Below are 17,171 nucleotides of genomic sequence, written 5' to 3'. Positions count from 1 at the left end.
CCGGAGATCTTTACCGTCAAGCAAGCGCGTCGAAGTGGGACCGTCGAGGACTTCACCCTGCCCGACGAGAGCGGTACCCCGACCTCGCTGTCCGGGCTGCTGAGCGGGGGCCCGTCGTCCTGTTCTTCTACCCGGCCGCGATGACACCCGGTTGCACGGCCGAGGCGTGCCACTTCCGGGATCTCGCCGCCGAGTTCGCGGCCGTCGGCGCGCGGCCGGTCGGGGTCAACGGTGACCCGGTGGAGCGGCAGGCGGAGTTCGCCGGGAAGCACACGCTCGGGTTCCCGCTGTTGTCGGACCCGGAGGGCGAGGTGCGCGGGAGGTCCGGCGTCGCGCGCGGCTTCTCGCTGGCGCCGACCAAGCGGGCCACGTTCGTGGTGGCGCAGGACAGGGTCGAACTCGAAGTGCGCAGCGAGTTCCGGATGAGCTCCCATGCCGACCGTGCGCTCGCGGTGCTGCGCGAGCGCACGGCCTGACGACTCGTCTCCCGGCGCCGGAGCTCTTGGACTTCCGGCCTGGCCTCCCGGTGCCGGGGGCCCAGGGCAGGGTCACTCCGCCTTGGCCGCCTTCAAGCGCCAGGCTGTCCATGAACGAGCTGACGGAGACCAACGCGCGGCCCCGCGCCCGCCGGACCGTAGCCAGGCGGCGAGGAGAGACCGAAGTCCTCCATCGTGGAGCGGTACGCCTCCAGGAGCCTGATGTGGTACTACCAGCGGCGCGCCCTGCGGGTTGGCCTTGCCGAGCGGGGTCGTGGGCTCCCTTCACACCGGTGTACGGGCGGCCGGCCGCCTTGTGCGGCGTCGCCTGGCAGGCGACATCGGACGGCGCGGTCCTGCTGGCGCGTGCCGCCGCCTGGCTCGAGTGCTCGGTCGACCAGGAGGTCCGCACAACTACTGTCCAAGGCGCCGGCCGCGGCCAGAGCGTGCAGACACCGATTTTCGCAAGAACGCGACACCTGCACCGGGCTCCGGGAGGTCTTGCTCGTAGAAGCTGGCCAGTCGCATCGCGCCCTTGGGCACCAGCTGCGGCTCGAGGCATCCGTTTTCGGCTGCGGGGGACGTCCACGGTGACCGCGCCAGCATCGGGCAGAACAGTCTTGAGCAAGGCCCCCTTGCGACTGTTCCCGGACCCGCGGCCGACCGGATCGTGCTTCTCTTGGCCGAGTTGTTCTGCCATCTCGGCGTCCAGAGCCCGCTCCAAGACAGCACGAGTGACATCCAGCCCGCCGTCGCCCAGTCTCATCGTCGTCGCCGGGGATCGAGTTGGGCTGGATCTCGATCCGCCCGTTGCGGCTTCACGGGTCGGGAGCACGTCGACCACGCGATGGAGCAGTAGATCGGCTCCGCCCGCCACGGCCTCCGCCACCCCATCGGCGAGCCCGTCCGCGTACGCCCTCGTCAGCGCCTGAGCCTCGTCCCGCGACGTCGTTCGCCGAGCCGTTCTCCCGGCTGGCCGCGCCGTACGCGCGGTTCACCACGCGGCTGAACCGCGACCTGGAACGGGTGGGGCTCGCCTTGGCGGGACGAGCCGGCGCTCGGCCGCCCGCCACTTCAACCCACGACGGCCAGTCCTCAGGGCGCGGCACTACCAGCGGGCTGAAGCCGTGGAAGACCGGCCGAACGTCCACCGGTGCCGAGGGCGCGCCCGCGGGCAGGCCGAGGCGAGCGCGCAGGCGGGTCACAGCGCCCGCGAAGACCCCTTCCGTGCGCTTTCAGCACATCCCTGCCGGCGGCGAGGTTGCCCTCTGGCCTCAGGTCATCGATGCTCCGTGCGTTGGGCAGCGAGAACTCGCCGGTGGCGAAGATTTATCTGTGGGTCGGCGGACTGTTCGCGCCGGACTGTGGCAGGGTCTCGGCCGCGCCGTGAAGACCTGCGTCGCCGCCCACCGCGACTGCCTGCGCACCCCGGTGCCCGGCGGCACGCTGCCGGAGGCCACCCGACCGCCTTCAGGACGATCGCAAGACGACACGGAGCCCGCCGGCCGTCGGGCCGCGCGCAAGAAGGCCGCCCACGCCCTGGTCCACGAGATGCTCGCCCAGGGCCACTCACGCCGGGCGATCGCCCGGCACCTGGGCTGGGGACTGAACACCGTGCTCCGGTACGCGAACGCCGCACGCTGGCAGGACACCATCCGCGAGAACCGGCCCCGGCCCAGCAGACTGGACCCCTACAGGACCTACCTGGAACGGCGATTTGCCGAGGATGCACCAGCGTCACTCGACTCCACGACGAGCTGATCGCCGAGCACGCCCCGGTCACCTACGGCATGGTCCGCGCGCACATCGCCACCTTGCGCGGGGTTCCGTACGCCGCACCGCCGCGGCCGCCGACGGTGCGGCAGGTGACCGGCTGGCTCACCCGGCATCCCACAACCCTGAGCGAGGAGGACCGGGCCGGCCTGAAGGACGTCCTGGCCCGCTGCCCCGAACTGGACACGGCGACCGGACACGTCCGGGACTTCGGCGAGATGCTCACCGGCCGCCTCGGCGCCACGCTCCCTGCCTGGATCGACACCGTCGACGCCAGCCAGATACCCGGGCTCACCGGCTTCGCACTCCACCTGCGCCGGGACCTCGACGCCGTGACCGCCGGCCTCACCCTCGACTGGAGTTCCGGCAGCATCGAGGGCGCCGTCAACCGCATCAAGAGGATCAAGCGGCAGCTCTACGGGCGGGCCGGATTCGAGCTCCTACGCAAACTGATCCTGCTCCAGTAGCGCTCCAAGACGCACCTCGAGATCTGCGCGAGAACCAAGAAGCAGGACCATTTGCCGCGCGCGGGCGTGCGGACGGGGCCATGCAGGGGTCCAGCCGTGGCAGGATGACCGCATGCTGATCCGAAAGGGCGATGCCGCGTAGGCGTCCCAAGGCCGTTCGCGCAGAGCAGTGGCGGCCACGATGGCAGTATCCGGTCCTGAGGGTCCCCGGCGTCTCCGCGCGGACTCGTGCAGCGATCCGCCGGGTCGAGGACCAGGAGATGCGGCCCAACGCGGTCGCGATTGCGCTCTCTCGCTTCGAGTGGGCCTTCAAGCAGCCTGGTCGCTACCTGAACGCCTCCGAGGCCTATTCGCCCGGGATAGAGGTGGAAGACGCTCGTGATGATCTGGAGTGGGCGACGCTACACCTTCCTCCCAGAGCCCAAAGGGACTTGGGACGGCTGATCACACGCATCGACGCGGAATTCGAGCGCCGTACCTTGCCGGAACCCAACTACATCGAGTTGGCGGTGTTCGGCTGGTGGTGGACCAGAATGCGTGAACGCTGACGGGCCTCGGGCTCGTGACCTTCCCCTGCAATCGAACAAAGTCGTCACTCTCCGCGACGGTTCCCCAAGATCTGTGCCAGAACCCGAAACTCGTGAACAAAGCCAAGGGAATCGCCTGCGAGGACGCGTCACCTGAGGCCGCCGTTCCTGTGGGGCCGGCCACGCGGCTCCCGCCACCAGCCGAAGCGGTGCTACCGCCCGACGAGCAGCCGGCAAGCAGTAGACAGGCGAACAGCACGGAGGACACGGCGCGGCGGGCTGGGCGCATGACAACCCCTCATCAAGAGGCAAGTGGCTGAGCAGATGCTCCCCATCGCACTGTGGGCCTACTGCATAGGGCCCCGACGTGATGGGGCACGAGCGGCGTGCGCAGGTGCCGACAGCCTCAACGCACGAGCCCCACCCCGCCCAGAGGCAGGATGGGGCTCGCATCAGAGCACCGGGCAGGCCTTGCACCTGCATCTCCCCGCAGGAAGCGGGGCGTCTTTCCTTAGGCCACCAACGCACCACCAGTCGACCCGAGTTACGGACGACCAGCTCAAGATCAAGTTTAGCGTAGACCGTCACTGCTCCCGCCAGCAGGCTGGCTGCCAACCACATGTGAGTCAGTGCAGGAATGGGACGTCGATGCAGCGGCTGGCTATCAACGCCCTGACACCACCAGGTCCGGCGTGGCAGGGTCGGGGAGATCATCGGCCGCGCATGAGGCGGATCCGTGAACGCGCGAGTATGGGACGCACTGGTCAGCACGATGAAGAGGACGTACACCGCCGGCCTCCTGGGAGGACGTCGGCGGCGTCGGTGCCGGTGTCGGAGAGGTACGCCGGGACGAAACCCGCGCGGAGCCGCGCAGCTCGCTCACCTCCTGAGCACGCGCACAGCACTGCGGGCCGGCCCCGTGGAGGAACCGGCCCGCGGATGCTCAGGTCACGGGGTGTTGGGAGCGGTGCCCGCGAACGCCGCGGTAGATGCTGCGATGGTGGCCAGCAGCGTGGCTGCGGCGATAGTGGCATAGCGACGGATCATCAAAACTCCCCCTGGGTGGTTGACGGTCAAGCAGGCCACGGCGTCCGGTCCTGCTGGACGCCAGCCTGCTGGCGCCCCCGATCCTACGGCGCCAGTCGATCTCTAGCGGTGTTTTTCCTCGAAGATTTCGAACAGGGGCTCCAGAATGCCGTCGTACATGGGATCCGTTACCAGCGGGCTGTGGTCCGTCAGGCGGCAGGCCCATGCCTCCTGCTCAGCCATTAGCCGTGCCGGGTTCACTACTGCGCAAGCGGAACCGGTCGGGTGGCGCGGTCGTGTCCGCAGCTGCGGGGTGCTCGTTGACCGGCAGGGCCGGCCGACGGGCAAGGGAGACCGCCGATGGGGGCGGATCAAGAAGAAGCGCGCGGAGCGTGACGCGCGCCGCCAGCCTGGGGTCCAGCCGCAGGCGGCGCCGCCGTTCCCGCAGGTGGAAGTCGAGCGGGTCATGCGGCTGTGGGACCGGGCGATCGACACCGGGCTGATGGCCGGCGGCACGGATGTGAGTACCACTTCACCCCGGACGGCAAGGTGCTCTCCGTCGCGGTCGGCAGGAGCGGACAGGTACTGGCCAACGGCGAACGGCTCACGCCGTCGGTGGCCGAACGGCTGCGGGAGGAAATGCCGCTGCTGGCGGGGATGGTCACCTTCTACGAGAACAACCAGCTCGCCGGCCGCGGCCTGGACGGTGCGCCCCAGGACGGCGTGATGCACCTGCTGGCGCCCGCTGGCCCTGATCCCATGCCGACGGTGGACGAGGAAGCCTTGGCCGAGGCTCAGGCCGCCACCGCGGTGCTGGTACGCCAGGGCAAGGTCGCCGAGCCGGTGGGCGCGATGGTGATCCCCGCCCAGAGGGGCGGCGTGCTGTTCGCCGTCGGAGGCCGGGACGGGGAGCTGTACGTTAACGGGCAGGCGCTCACCCAGCAATGGGCCGACGCGCTGCGGTCCGAGGTGCCAGAACTCTCCTCGGACGTCGACCGGCTCCAGGCCATGCGTGCGGAGTGGCTGGACGCGCCCCCGCAGGACCGCACGCTGGCGCTGGCCGGCAGCTGCACCGACCCGAACTGTCACACCCCGCACTGCTGAACGAACAACGCGCGGCGCGAGGGCAGGTGCTGGCCGGGCAACGCATGCGACGGTCTTGCATGCCGGAAATCAGGGCGAGTTCACCAGCCTTCGCCCCTTGCGCCGCATACGGTGGCTTCGCCGACCGCACACACGCCCGGCACGGCGGGAAGTGGCGGCATGCATCGCAGACACGGCACGGGAGGAAGGCTGAGACGACGCAGGCCGCGGTGAGCGAGCTGGACGAGCGGGTGCCGGGGCGCCGTTGGACAGTGCGCCTGGACGCCGCTGGCCGGGGCAGTGCGGCCGTGCGAATCTCGTGCAGCCGCCCTGCCTGTGCCGAGCAGCGCCTGCCGTCCGCAACTGCCGGCCGCGCGGCCGCCATCGCCCACCTCAAGGCCCACCTACGCGCCGCCCACGCCCCCAGGCCCGGGGCGTACTGCGCATGCAAGCTGGAGGGCTGCGGGGCGGCGTCGGTGAGCCAGTCTGCTTGCGTCAGCTGGTCGACCAGCTGACGCAGCTCACCGGGATCGACCGGAACCCGGGCGGTGAGAGCGGGCAGGGCGATGCCCTGGCCGCCTGGGCCGAGGCGTCCCGAGGCGTCGGACCGGGTGGCCAGCGTCAGGGCGAGCCGGGGATGGCAGCCGCGCACCGGGAGCAGCACTCCATGGCCTTCCACCAGCGTCCTTCCCGGTCCGTGATCGCGGCCAGGACGACCGGCCCGCCACACCGCCAGGGTTCGGTACGCGTATGCCGGCCGGTGTCGGGGAGGTGGATCGTAAACGTGGCCCGTTTCCACTGGAAACGGCACAGCACCACGTTGGACCGGCGGCACAGTGGCGGGTACCTCAGCCCCACAGTTTGCTGGTGAACTCCGCCCTTGATGACGATTCCTGATTTCGACCAGGCCTGCTCGTCGTCCCCACTTGGTCCGTATCGGACGGTATGTGGGCATCATGGGCGTGGGGGGCAGGTTCGGGGCGCCGGGGTTGAGCAGGCCCTCGGGTTCAGGTAGCGCTTGGCCGCGCGCAGGGCGGAGAGGCTGAGCACGTTCCCTGGCTACGTGCTTCGCCACCTCCTCGCGGGGCAGTTCGCACGTGTCTCATGAGAGGTCCGTCGTAGCGAAGGCGAGCCGCACCTGCGGTCGGCCCTGTGCGGAGTGCTGGGGACGGCAGCGTCTCGCGCTCTCATGTTCGCCGCGGCATCGCTATGGCCACAGCACCGATCCCGCAGGCGACGGCGGCGGCAAGGTAGGCCAAGTGATAGCCCGCCAGCCGGTTGTCGTCAGTCGCTGCGACCAGGACCAGGGCCGCGACTCCGGCGCCGGCACCGATCTGCTGTGCGATGACGTTCACCGCTCCGGCGACCGCGTGTCGGTGGGGCGGGACGCCGGCGAGCGCGGCGGACGTCATCGCGGGAAAGGTCAGTCCCTGGCCGATGCCGCTGATCACCAGACCGGGCAGCACATGCTGCGCGTAGCTGCCGTGATGCGGGGTGCTCAGCCACAGCGCCGTTCCTGCGCCGATCAGAGAGAGCCCGGCGGCCATCAGCGTGCGCGGACGGTGTCGGGTCAGCAGCCGTCCGGTGGCGAACGTGGCCGTGAGGAACACGGTCAGCGACATCGGCACCAAGGCGAGACCGGACTCGACCGGGGAGTAGCCCAGCATCCCTTGCAGATACAGCGGCGCGAAGAACAGCAGCCCGACCGAGCCCGCGTACTGGAGGAACGCCGCTGTGGTCGCGGCCCGCACCGATGCGATCCGGAAGAGGGCGAGGGGCAGCAGGGGGTCGGCCGTGCGGTGTTCGCGTACAACGAAGAGCAGCAGGAAGGTCACCGCGGCACCAAGCATGCTCCATGCCTGCGCCCCGTCCCGGCTGACGCCGGCGACGAGCAGCACGAAGCCGAGCGTGCCCGATACCGCGCCAGGCAGGTCCAGCGTGCCTTGGCGGCCGACCCCATGGGGCAGTGCGGTCCGCGTCGCCGTGAGCACGGTCAGTCCGAGTGCCACCGAGAACCACAGGACCGACCGCCAGCCGAGGAACTGGGTCAGTACGCCGCCCAGCAGCATCCCGCCGCTGAAGCTGGCCGCGCCGACCGCGGCGTACACGCTCAGCGCGCGGTTACGCTCCGGTCCGGCCGGAAAGACCTCGGTCAGCAGGGCCAGTGCGGCCGGACCGGACAGGGCCGCGCCGATGCCCTGGACTGCCCGTGCGCCGAGCAGCACCGCGGTGTCCGGCGCCAGGGCCCCGATCAGCGCGGCCGTCGTGAACAAGGCGACCCCGGCCTCGAAGACCCGCCTCCGGCCGAACACATCGGCCAGCCGGCCGCCCACCAGCAGGAAGCCTGCGAAGGTGACGGAGTATGCGGTCATGACCCACTGCAGGGTCGCGTCGTCCAGGCCGAAGCGTGCTTTGACGCAGGGCAGGGCCGCGTTGAGGACCGCCAGACCGCTCAGGTCCAGGGCGAGTGCACCGGCCAGCACCCCCAGCGCCAGGTCCGGCCTGTGCCTCGGCAGCGCGTTGGTTCCGGTCATGCGGTCCCGCCGAGGAACTCGCCGCCGTCGACGTCGACCACGGTGGCGGTGACCGCCTGATTGGCCATCAGGGCGAGGACCATGGCTGCGACGTCGTCCGGCTGTCCGGAGTGCGGGATCAGCTGGCGGTTGGCGGGGTGTACTCCGATGCCGCCGGGGCTCACCGCGTTCACCCGGATCGGGCCGAGTTCATAAGCGGCATTGCGAGCGAGGGCCTCGATCGCCCCGTGCAGCGTCCCCCACACTCCGCGGCCGTCCGACGGACGACGGCTGCTGGAACCTGACAGCAGGGTGACCGACCCACCGTCACGCAGGCGGCCGACTGCTGCCCGCAGGAGGTGGTAGCTCAGCCAGAACCGGGCGAACGCCTCGCCCGCGACCGCTGCCGGGGTCTCCGCGATACCGCGGGCGGGGCTGGGACACGCACCGCCCGCCAGCACAGCGACGTGATCCACCGGTCCCGGCCCGCCTGTCTCCAGCAGCCGGACCGCGTCCTCGGGATCCTCCGGATCGGCCACGACGGTCCGCACCTTGGGTGGTGCGGCCCGAAGACGGTCCCGGGAGCGGCTGGACAGGGTGACGTCGGCACCGGCCGCGAGCGCCTGGCGTGCGGTGGCAAGCCCCATCTTTCCGGTGCCCACCACCAGGACTCGGGCGCCGGCCAGTACGGGCACGTGATGCGTGGTTGTCATGGCGAGCAGCCTGCGGTGATGCTCGTCCGCTGCCCAGCCCTCCCTCACTCGTACGCCGCTGAGGCGTATCCCTCACAGGGTCACCCCACGCCCCGCCGGCTGAGGCATAGTGACGGCATGCAGCGCACCACCGAACTGGGCGCCTTCCTGCGTTCCCGCCGCAACCAACTCCAGCCCGAGGAAGTCGGGCTGAGCCCGATGGGCGCGCGCCGTCAGGTGCCCGGACTACGCCGGGAGGAACTCGCGCAGCTCGCCGGGGTCAGCGTGGCCTACTACATCCGCCTGGAACAGGGCCAGAGCCACCACGCCTCCGAAGGTGTCCTCGACGCACTCGCCCGCGCGCTTCGCCTCAACGACATCGAAACCGCCCACCTGCACACACTCGCCAAACCGGCGCAAGCCCGCCGGGGAGAACTACCTGCCGAGCGGCTGCGCCCCCAGCTTCGCGCAATGCTGGAATCCTTCGGCACGGTACCCGCGTACATCGTCGGCCGCCGCACCGACGTACTCGCCTGGAACCGCCTCGCGCACGCCCTGCTGGCCGGCCACCTCGGCTTCGACACCCCGCACGGCCCGCCCGAAGGCCGCCCCAACCTGACACGCATGCTGTTCCTCGACCCGCACCAGCGCGAGCTGTACCCGGATTGGAACCGCCGAGCCAGGGAAGCGGTGGCCGCTCTACGGCGCTCCGCCGGACACTTTCCCGACGACCGGGACCTGCTGGGCCTCATCGGCGAACTCGCCGTAGCCAGCGTTGAGTTCGCTGACCTGTGGGCCGCTCACCCCGTCGGCGAATGCGGCTCCACCACAGAGCGCTACCACCACCCGCTCATCGGTCCCCTCTCCCTCGCCGAAGAGGTCATGCACCTACCGACCGACGCAGGACAGCGCCTCGTCGTCCTCAACGCCGAACCGAACTCGTCATCCGCCACCGCCCTCCAACTCCTCGTCGCAACCCATCGGCACAGCTGCCCACAGCAAAGCTCATAACGCCGCACGCCCACGTCCATGCCTTCTCCCGCTCGGCCAAGATCACACGCGGGATGGGGAGATCCAATGAGCAGGCTTGGCCACCCACCGGGACTGTCAAACGAGCGGTGTAACTCGGGTTGTTGAGTGTTACTGTCGGGCTGCAGTGAGCCGACCGTCGAAGGTGATGTCGAAGGCGTTCAGGGCGGTTTTCCAGCGCATGGTCCAGCGGGCCTGGCCCTTGCCGGTGGGGTCGAGCGACATGATCGCCATGTAGACGCACTTCAGGGCGGCCTGCTCGTTGGGGAAGTGGCCGCGGGCTTTGACCGCCCGCCGGATCCTTGCGTTGACGGACTCGATCGCGTTGGTGGTGCAGACGATGCGGTGTTCACCTAGCCCTTCGCGACCATGGCGCCGGTACCGGGCGTGCCATCCCCTCTCCCCGGGGCTCATGGACCGCAGCCCGGTCCGGGGCGGACCGGAGCGAGCTGGGAAACGCTCGCACGGTAGGTACCTACTAGGTACCATGGGGGTATGCCGTCCCTGAATGTGTCTTTCACCGAAGAGGAACTCGAGGGCGTACGCGCTGCGGCCGCCGCCGAAGGAAAGAGCCTCAAGCAGTACCTCCACGACCTCGGCGTCCGCGAGATGCAACGCAAGCAGTTCATCGCCGGCGCCACCAGCTGGGCCGACCGGCTACGCGACGAGTTCGACGACGCCTTCCCCGACGAAGTACCGCCCACCCGACGCGGTAACGGAGCCGCTGCCGCCTGATGAACCTCTACATCGACGTCTCCTGGCTACTCGATGTCCAGGAAGCCGCACTCGGCCACAACGACCTCACCGTCTCCGACTACTCCGCGCTCGTAGCCGCCATCGCCCGCCACAAAACCCGACTCCCCACGCTCGAGGCCGCCGACCCGGACGCCGCCTGGCGCGCAGCCGCCCTGCTGCACACCATCGTGCGCCTTGAACCCCTCCCGCACCGCAACAGCCTGTACGCCGCCTTCATCGCAGCCCAATACATGAACCAGTCCGGCGAAGGCATCGATCCCCCCTACGGGGCACTCTCCGACCTTGTTCGCAAAATCCGCGACACGCGTCTCGACGTCCAGGACGTCGCCGACCAACTGCGCACCTGGAAGGTCTAAAGACGTCGTCTCGATTGGTGTTCAGAGCTCCGCCCCCTGCACGGACGGACTGCCGGTAGACAATCCGCGTGCAGCGGTTGATCAGCTTGAGGAACACTGTGCGGATGAGCTCCGCAGCCTCCCCGACATCACACGAACGGGCCCTTGGTCATGTCGCGGAACTGGCGTCCGGCCCTCCCATCGATCCGACGCTTCGGGTGACCCTCAACTTCCACCCAGACCGGCTGCTACATGGTAAGCCGATCCTGGATGCCATGGCCGAGGACGGTGTCTACCGCTCGCAATTCGTCACGGGGACCAGCAACGGCGGACTGACCGCATATCCCGGCGGCGATCGGTGGCGCTGGGAGAGCCGGATCTTCAACGGGGCCTACGATGAAGCGCCCGCTCATGAGCGGCCCGTCTATGGGGCGTTGAACTTCCGTCGCAAGCCCGTGGGTGGGGCCCCGCGGTTCGGCTCTGCTTACTTCCGGCTGACAGCCGAGACGCTGGCGCGGACCACCTTCTGCTACCCGGACAGTTTCCTTGAACCCTCGGATTTCGGTGTCGCGGCCCGCATGGGGCTTATCGAGCTTGCCCTCACTGATCGTCAGGATGACCTTGACGACTACATCGAGGCGCAGGTCCACGGGGCTGTGCGGCCGAACTGCCACGCGGAGGCGCTGGTCCTGGACCCCTGCTATCGAGGTACGGCTGTCGAGGTTGCGGCTCTGCGCCTGGGCTGCCCCGTGGAGTGGCACTCCGGCTTCCGACTCAAGGTCGAAGAACTCCTCCGTCACCCCGGCTACCGCGGTCAGGAGTACGTCGACTTGGGCGCACAGATTGCCGTCAACGGCGTACTCACTCCGCGCATCGTCGGGGACGCAGCGCGCGCCGGCCACCATGAACCCCAGGCGATCAAGAAAGTGTGGCACTACCTCGCGCGTTTCGGGCCGCCTGGGAAGGCCGTTGACGATTCGGTGAGTCCGGCACCGGCGGAGGGAGCTGTACTCGATGGGCTTCGTTGAGGGGCTGGTGCCGGAGGGGTTGTGAGAGGTGTTCCGGGCTGTGAGACCGCTGATCCCCACGAGGCCGCAGGGCGGTGGCCGTCGGCGAGCTGATGATCGCGCTGTGCTTGCCGCGATCATCTTCGTCACCACCTCGGGATGTACCTGGCGGCAGTTGCCGCCGGTCTTCGGCGCGTCGTGGCAGACCGTCCACAGACGCTTCTCCGAGTGATCCGCTGCACGGGTGTGGGCGAAGCGTCATCGCCTGGTGCTGGACGAACTCGGCGCTCGGGGAGATCTGGACTGGTCGCGATGCGCGGGCAGGGCCGGAATGCGCGAGAAACCTGCCGTGGTGACCGGTAAGCACCGGCGGTGGGTAGCCGAGCTTGGTAAGTGGTGACGGTCGACCGGCTTGGTTTGCGGTCCGGAATCGCGGTTGCCGACCAGATCACTCCGTTATGGGCAGGCACTCGGCGAGCAGGTCGACGACGTCACGCCAAGCTCGCTGCGCGTGCCGTGGGTGGTAGCCGACGCCGGGGAGCACGGTGTGGTCGACCGGTGGGTGATGGAAGGCGTGCAAGGCGCCGCCGTAGACGACGAGACGCCAGTCGACGCCCGCAGCCTGCATCTCGGCGGTGAACGCGTCCCGTTGAGCGGGCGGCATGATCGGGTCTTCCGACCCGACCCCGGCCCACACCGGGCAGTGAATGCGCGCCGTTTCGCCTGGTCGGCCCGTGGTCAGTGCGTTGACTGTCCCGATCGCGCGCAGGTTGGCGCCGTCGCGCCCGAGTTCCAGCGCGATTGCGCCCCCGGTGCCGTAGCCGACGGCGGCGATCCGGTCGGGGTCGGTCCGCGGCTCGGCGCGGAGCACGTCGAGCGCCGCGTGGCCGATGCCTCGCATCCGGTCCGGGTCGGCGAGCAGTGGCATGCAACGGGCCAGCATCTCCTCAGGGTCGCCCAAATAGCGCCCGCCGTGGAGGTCGAAGGCCAGCGCCACGTATCCCAGCTCGGCGAGGGCATCGGCCCGGCGGCGTTCGACGTCGCTGAGCCCCACCCCCTCGGGCCCGACCAGGACCGCGGGCCGGCGGTCGGCACCGGCCGGGAGCGCGAGGTGCCCGATCATCGTCAGGCCGTCGGCCGCGTATTCGATCGTGCGCGTGGTAACCGTCGTCATGAGTCTGGACTGTAGTGATCGCCGAGCCCGGTCGGGCCGGTGTTCTGCCGCTGGCAGAAGGCAGGTCGCTGGCGTATTCGGGAACCACCCCGTCAGCGGTTCAGTTGAGCCATCAAGTCCCGGTTCGCGGTGTGTGCGGCGGCGAGGTCCTCGTCGCGCTCGGCGAGTTCGGAGCGGAGGTCGAGGATCCGGCCCGCAACTTCGCAGCCGAACTGGCAGCCCGCGTCCCCGCACGCGACGCATAGCGTCCTGCCCGACTCATGAGGACGACAAAGTGGCGGCAGACACCGTCCGCACCGTCTCCGCCGCGCAGATGCCCAGCTTCGCCGCGACCGCCTTCATCGCGACCCACGTGGTCGGACAGTTGGGGACGGACCTCGGATTGCACGCTCGCGAAGCTCAGCAGGGCACCGCGGTGTCGGCGACCGATGAGTTCCGGGGCCTGGTGGGGTCTACCTCCCCACAAGCGGAAGCAGCGCACAAGTTCTGTGAGGGGAACATGACCACCCACGACTACCACCCGTCGTCGACGCCGCATCCTGGGAGTGCCGGCTCGAGGCACTGCGCGTCAGGGAGAAGGCCGCGACGCAGGTGCCGACGGCTGGGTGGCCGCCTGAGCCGATCAGGACCGAGCGGCTCGTGCTCCGTGAGCCCGAGGCGCGGGACCGTGCGGCGTTCATCGAGCTGCTCGCCTCGCCAGAGGTGAACACCTACCTCGGCGGTCCCCGCCCGCGTGACGAGCATTGAGCGCGAGACGCCTGAGGTGCCCGAGCGGTGGCCCGGGAGTTTCGTCGTGATCTCGACGGGGCGATGATCGGCCAGATCCTGCTCAAGCGAGCAACCGGGCACCGTCGCCCGGTTGCCGTGGGGAAGGCCGATCTCGGCTACTTGTTTCCTGCCGCGGGCGTGGGGATTCGGGTATGCCGCCGAGGCGTGCGCGGCGGCACTCGGCTGGTTCGACGGCGTCCTTCCCGGCGAGCCGGTGGTGCTCACCACCCAGACTGCCAACGTCGGCTCGAAGCGCCTCGCGGCGAAGCCAGGGTTCACCGAGGCAGAGCGGTTCGAGGCATGGGGCGCCGGGCAGTGGCTCGGCATGTGGTCCCCTGTCACGCAGACGCGCAGTGGGCGCGGATCGAGCCGTTGTTGCCGGACCGGACGCCCAGGCGGGGTGGGATCACCGTGAGGTGATCGATGCGATCGCCTGGAAGTTCCAGACGGGGTCGCAGTGGGTGCACCTGCCGGAGAAGTACGGGAACTGGCGCGGGGTCTACAACCGGTTGCCTGTGGGCCGTTGACGGCACCTGGGAGCGTGTCTTCACCGCGTTGATGGCTCAGGCCGACGCCGATGAGGACCTGAACTGGGCGGTCTCGGTGGACTCCACGACCGTGCACGCGCATCAGCACGCGGCCGGGGCTCGTAAAGACGGCCCAGGCCGGCGAGCCGCACGACCATGCCATCGGCCGGTCCCGCGGAGGACTGACGACGAAGGTCCACCTCGCAGCCGACGACCGCTGCCGGCCGCAGCTGTTGACGTCCGAAACGCGGTCCCCCGACGGGGGGAGGAAACCCTCGGCCACCACCCAGGCGTCGTATTGGCCGGCATTCCGTGAGGTCAACTTCCTGCGTGGACTGCCGCACGGCACGCGAAAAAGCCCGTACGGCCGGTGGCCGTAAGGGCTTCGATGTCCTGAGGTCGGGGGCGGTCTCTCGCCTCGCCTGCTCAGGGCCCCGGTCAAGGGCTCAGAGCTAGCGAGATCGCCGGTTAGGGGTGGGGGTGCGCGCCGCCCGGAGTGCCGGGACGGCCGATTCGGTGTCGGCCAGATCAGCTGGCAGGGCGAGGCCCAGGTTGTGGATCAGGTCGACGATCTCGGAGCAGTACAGCTTTTCCGAATCGCGGATCTGCGGGCCGAGGTGACCGTGCACCTCCAGCGACACCAGGCCGTGCAGCCGGCCCCACAGTCGCAGCGCCAACGCGACCGCGGCGGGCGGAAGATCGGGGTAGGCGTCGTGGACCAGCCCGGCGAAGCCGGGATCGAAGTCGCTCCACTCGTGCCGGTCGTCGGCGTGCAAAGGGGCGGCCCACGGCCAGGCACGGGAGACAAGGCCGGTCAGCATGACACAGGCACGGTGCTCCGCCTCGGCCACCGCCCCGCCCTCCGAGCACTGGTAGTCGGGTACCGGGTCACCGTAGATGAGCCGGAACTCCTGGGGGTTGCCCACCGCCCACCGCCGGTACGCCTGGGCGTACTCGAAGACCCGCCTCGTCGGATCGTCCGAGGCCGCGGCCAGCGCCTGCTCCAGGATGTCCGCCAGCCCGTGGTAGACATCCGCGATCAACGCCGTGATCAGCTTGTCGCGGGTGTCGTAGTAGCTGTAGATCGCGCCTGCGGTCATCCCCATGTCACGCGCGATGGCCCGCAGCGAGACCGCCGCCGTGCCGTTCTCCGCCATGTGCTTGAGCGCGATCGTCTTGATCTCCTGCGCGGTCTCGGCGCGCAGGCGCTCTCGTCTGCTCAACTTCGGGTCTGCCACCCATGAATTCTAACAAGGGTGCAGATATTGAGCGCCGTGCGGGCACGGAGCCCCGTGCGGGCACGGAGCGGCGTGAATCCCCCCCGTCGGATAGGGGTGCCCCTAGCCTCCGCACGTAAGGCCCGCGTGGGCAAATTCTCCCGATTGCCAACGATTGGCCTCGAAAATCCCCCAAAATCCTTTACAGGAAGGGCCCAGCCATGCCTGACACAGCCCGCGGCTCCGACTACGTCATTGCCGGAGCAGGGGCCGTCGGATCAGCCCTCGCGGCACGCCTGACCGAGAATCCCGCGGTCAGCGTGGCGGTCCTTGAGGCCGGTGGCAACAACCGCCCCTCCGACTTCCGCCGGCATTCCGGGGTCGTGAGACCAGCCTCGAGATGAGCGCCAACCCCGACTGCTGGTGGCACGGCCTGAAGACTCTGCTCAACCCGGCCCAGCAGACCGTCGACTTCCAGGCCGACCGAGGAACCGGCGGAACATCGCAGGTCAACGGCCCGTTCGCATCCGTGGCGTCCCCGCCGACTTCGACCGCTGGGTGGAGCTGGGGGCGGATGGCTGGTCAACGCCCCGGATTCCACCGGTCTCTCGCCGTTCCCCATGCACGTGCATGGGGACGGCCGGCCTTCCTCGGCCAACGACGGATATCTGGAGCCGGCCCGCGGCCGCGCCAATCTGACGATTCGCGGAAATTCAGTGGTCGACCGCGGTGTTCACGCCGGGCACCAAGTGGGCCACCGGGGTTCCGGCTGGCCGATGGCGAGATCGTCCCGGTCAACCCGGGCGGCGAGGTCATCCTTTCGGCCGGCGGAGCGCTCTCCCCCGCGGTGCTGGTGTGCGCTCCGGCATCGGCCCGGCCGCCGAGCTGGCGCGGCTCGGGGGTCGGCCGACCTCCCGGTCGGTCAGGACGTCACCGACCACCCGCTCATCCTGGTGCAACAGCACGCGGTCAGCCGGGGCAAGCTGCAGCCCGAGCATGGCGACCAGCTCCAGCATGTCGCTCTCGTACAGCTTCTCGGGATCGGTCGCCTGCTGGTCCAGGGTCCGTACACCTCCAGCGCCAGCAGCCCGTGCATCCGGCTCCAGAACCGCAGACACAACCCGACGGCGGCGGGGGGAAGTTCATGGAAGGACTCGCGGGCCATCTCGACCAGGTCCGGGTGGAAGTCCGACCACCGCTCCCGCGAGCCGATCCCTCCGGTGTCCATGTGCGGCCAAGCCGCCGCGATCAGGCCGAGCAGCACGCCGCACAGGCGGTGCGCGGCCTCAGGCCGGTGCCGTCCGTCGGCAGCAGGTAGCCGGCAACCGGGTCGCCGTACACCAGCCGGAACTCCTCGGGGTGGCTGACGGCCCACTCCGGTACGCCGTCGCGTGCGCCATCATCCGGCCGGCCGTGTCGTGCAGGCAGGCGCTCTCGTGCGCGGCCTCCAACAAATTCGCCAGCGAGGTGTGGACGTCCTCGATCAGCACCGTGATCAGGTCGTCCCGACTGGCGAAGTAGCTGTAGATCGCCCCGGCCGACATCCCCATCTCCCGGGCGATGACCTGAAGCGAGATCGAAGCCGGTCCCGAGGCCGCCAGATGCTTGAGCGCGATGGCCTTGATCTCTGACGTGGCCTCTGCCCTGAGTCGCACCCTCCGGCTCCGCGTCACACCTCCCACGCTCGACAACCTAACAGCGTTGAGTCAGACCACTTCGTGCTAACTCTGAACGGTGTGTAGTATCAAGCCGTTCAAGAGTACGCGCCCAACTCGCTTGTTTGAACAGCGTTAAGCGAGCT

The 17,171-nt window shown here is 69.4% G+C and carries 15 protein-coding genes and 7 pseudogenes; 13 read left to right on the top strand and 9 right to left on the bottom strand.

From position 1 onward, the window contains the following. The first annotated feature begins 6 nt into the window (after positions 1 to 6). Positions 7 to 476, top strand: a pseudogene (locus ACWDEX_RS14555) (peroxiredoxin). A 100-nt stretch (positions 477 to 576) separates the two neighbouring features. Here the strand turns inward: ACWDEX_RS14555 and ACWDEX_RS14550 are convergent. Both ACWDEX_RS14550 and ACWDEX_RS14545 read right to left on the bottom strand, forming a co-directional pair. After that, positions 577 to 758, bottom strand: a pseudogene (locus ACWDEX_RS14550) (radical SAM protein); the annotation flags it as partial. A 213-nt stretch (positions 759 to 971) separates the two neighbouring features. Beyond that, positions 972 to 1,365: pseudogene (locus tag ACWDEX_RS14545) on the bottom strand (transposase); the annotation flags it as partial. A 446-nt stretch (positions 1,366 to 1,811) separates the two neighbouring features. On the opposite strand from ACWDEX_RS14545, the gene ACWDEX_RS14540 reads away from it, so the two are divergent. The 5 genes and pseudogenes from ACWDEX_RS14540 to ACWDEX_RS14520 all read left to right on the top strand — a co-directional run. Then, positions 1,812 to 2,237, top strand: a complete 426-nt coding sequence (locus ACWDEX_RS14540; protein WP_450463643.1) for a helix-turn-helix domain-containing protein — start codon at positions 1,812 to 1,814, stop codon at positions 2,235 to 2,237. A 29-nt stretch (positions 2,238 to 2,266) separates the two neighbouring features. Next, complete coding sequence (locus ACWDEX_RS14535) at positions 2,267 to 2,716, top strand: ISL3 family transposase (RefSeq protein ID WP_450463642.1); 450 nt, start codon at positions 2,267 to 2,269, stop codon at positions 2,714 to 2,716. A gap of 260 nt (positions 2,717 to 2,976) precedes the next feature. After that, positions 2,977 to 3,264 carry a hypothetical protein gene (locus ACWDEX_RS14530; RefSeq protein ID WP_450463641.1) on the top strand — a complete coding sequence of 96 codons (288 nt, stop codon included), beginning with the start codon at positions 2,977 to 2,979 and terminating at the stop codon, positions 3,262 to 3,264. Positions 3,265 to 4,818: 1,554 nt separating this feature from the next. Next, on the top strand, positions 4,819 to 5,373 hold the full coding sequence (locus ACWDEX_RS14525; protein ID WP_450463640.1) for a hypothetical protein: 555 nt from the start codon (positions 4,819 to 4,821) through the stop codon (positions 5,371 to 5,373). 209 nt (positions 5,374 to 5,582) lie between these two features. Continuing rightward, positions 5,583 to 5,816, top strand: a pseudogene (locus ACWDEX_RS14520) (hypothetical protein); the annotation flags it as partial. Positions 5,817 to 6,539: 723 nt separating this feature from the next. Here the strand turns inward: ACWDEX_RS14520 and ACWDEX_RS14515 are convergent. Both ACWDEX_RS14515 and ACWDEX_RS14510 read right to left on the bottom strand, forming a co-directional pair. Continuing rightward, a complete protein-coding gene (locus ACWDEX_RS14515; RefSeq protein WP_450463639.1) occupies positions 6,540 to 7,886 on the bottom strand; it encodes an MFS transporter in 1,347 nt (448 codons plus the stop codon). Then, the gene (locus ACWDEX_RS14510) at positions 7,883 to 8,578 is read right to left on the bottom strand and encodes an SDR family oxidoreductase (protein ID WP_450463638.1); all 696 of its coding nucleotides are present in this window, start codon (positions 8,576 to 8,578) and stop codon (positions 7,883 to 7,885) included. Before ACWDEX_RS14510 ends, ACWDEX_RS14515 begins: the two co-directional genes overlap by 4 nt. A 117-nt stretch (positions 8,579 to 8,695) precedes the next feature. Here ACWDEX_RS14510 and ACWDEX_RS14505 point away from each other — a divergent pair, with 117 nt between their 5' ends. Beyond that, entirely contained in the window at positions 8,696 to 9,568 is an 873-nt protein-coding gene (locus ACWDEX_RS14505) for a helix-turn-helix transcriptional regulator (protein ID WP_450463636.1), read from the top strand. A gap of 129 nt (positions 9,569 to 9,697) precedes the next feature. On the opposite strand, the pseudogene ACWDEX_RS14500 reads toward ACWDEX_RS14505, so the two are convergent. Beyond that, positions 9,698 to 9,931, bottom strand: a pseudogene (locus ACWDEX_RS14500) (transposase); the annotation flags it as partial. A gap of 150 nt (positions 9,932 to 10,081) precedes the next feature. On the opposite strand from ACWDEX_RS14500, the gene ACWDEX_RS14495 reads away from it, so the two are divergent. From ACWDEX_RS14495 to ACWDEX_RS14480, 4 genes and pseudogenes are all read left to right on the top strand, one after another. After that, the gene (locus tag ACWDEX_RS14495; RefSeq protein WP_450463635.1) at positions 10,082 to 10,321 is read left to right on the top strand and encodes a hypothetical protein; all 240 of its coding nucleotides are present in this window, start codon (positions 10,082 to 10,084) and stop codon (positions 10,319 to 10,321) included. Then, positions 10,321 to 10,698, top strand: a complete 378-nt coding sequence (locus tag ACWDEX_RS14490; protein WP_450463634.1) for a toxin Doc — start codon at positions 10,321 to 10,323, stop codon at positions 10,696 to 10,698. Before ACWDEX_RS14495 ends, ACWDEX_RS14490 begins: the two co-directional genes overlap by 1 nt. Before the next feature lie 104 nt (positions 10,699 to 10,802). After that, positions 10,803 to 11,705 carry a DUF3626 domain-containing protein gene (locus ACWDEX_RS14485; RefSeq protein ID WP_450463633.1) on the top strand — a complete coding sequence of 301 codons (903 nt, stop codon included), beginning with the start codon at positions 10,803 to 10,805 and terminating at the stop codon, positions 11,703 to 11,705. 28 nt (positions 11,706 to 11,733) lie between these two features. After that, positions 11,734 to 12,003 (top strand): annotated as a pseudogene (locus ACWDEX_RS14480) (transposase); the annotation flags it as partial. Between the two features lie 129 nt (positions 12,004 to 12,132). On the opposite strand, the gene ACWDEX_RS14475 reads toward ACWDEX_RS14480, so the two are convergent. Further along, positions 12,133 to 12,858, bottom strand: coding sequence for a dienelactone hydrolase family protein (locus ACWDEX_RS14475; RefSeq protein WP_450463631.1), 726 nt, complete (start codon positions 12,856 to 12,858; stop codon positions 12,133 to 12,135). 561 nt (positions 12,859 to 13,419) lie between these two features. Between ACWDEX_RS14475 and ACWDEX_RS14470 the strand changes: the two are divergent. Together ACWDEX_RS14470 and ACWDEX_RS14465 are read left to right on the top strand one after the other, a co-directional pair. After that, positions 13,420 to 14,041 (top strand): annotated as a pseudogene (locus ACWDEX_RS14470) (GNAT family N-acetyltransferase). Continuing rightward, on the top strand, positions 13,980 to 14,153 hold the full coding sequence (locus tag ACWDEX_RS14465; protein ID WP_450463629.1) for a transposase: 174 nt from the start codon (positions 13,980 to 13,982) through the stop codon (positions 14,151 to 14,153). The pseudogene ACWDEX_RS14470 and the gene ACWDEX_RS14465 overlap by 62 nt, the downstream one beginning before the upstream one ends. A 452-nt stretch (positions 14,154 to 14,605) precedes the next feature. On the opposite strand, the gene ACWDEX_RS14460 is transcribed toward ACWDEX_RS14465, so the two are convergent. The 3 genes from ACWDEX_RS14460 to ACWDEX_RS14450 form a co-directional block, all read right to left on the bottom strand. Beyond that, positions 14,606 to 15,391, bottom strand: a complete 786-nt coding sequence (locus tag ACWDEX_RS14460; protein WP_450463628.1) for a TetR/AcrR family transcriptional regulator — start codon at positions 15,389 to 15,391, stop codon at positions 14,606 to 14,608. Positions 15,392 to 16,182: 791 nt separating this feature from the next. After that, on the bottom strand, positions 16,183 to 16,488 hold the full coding sequence (locus ACWDEX_RS14455; protein WP_450463626.1) for a hypothetical protein: 306 nt from the start codon (positions 16,486 to 16,488) through the stop codon (positions 16,183 to 16,185). A gap of 168 nt (positions 16,489 to 16,656) precedes the next feature. After that, positions 16,657 to 17,025 carry a TetR/AcrR family transcriptional regulator gene (locus ACWDEX_RS14450; protein ID WP_450463624.1) on the bottom strand — a complete coding sequence of 123 codons (369 nt, stop codon included), beginning with the start codon at positions 17,023 to 17,025 and terminating at the stop codon, positions 16,657 to 16,659. Positions 17,026 to 17,171: the final 146 nt, after the last annotated feature.

It is taken from the genome of Streptomyces sp. NPDC001020 (assembly GCF_053599115.1).
Note: the sequence above shows the minus strand (reverse complement) of the source record. Positions and strands in the feature narration are given on the sequence as shown.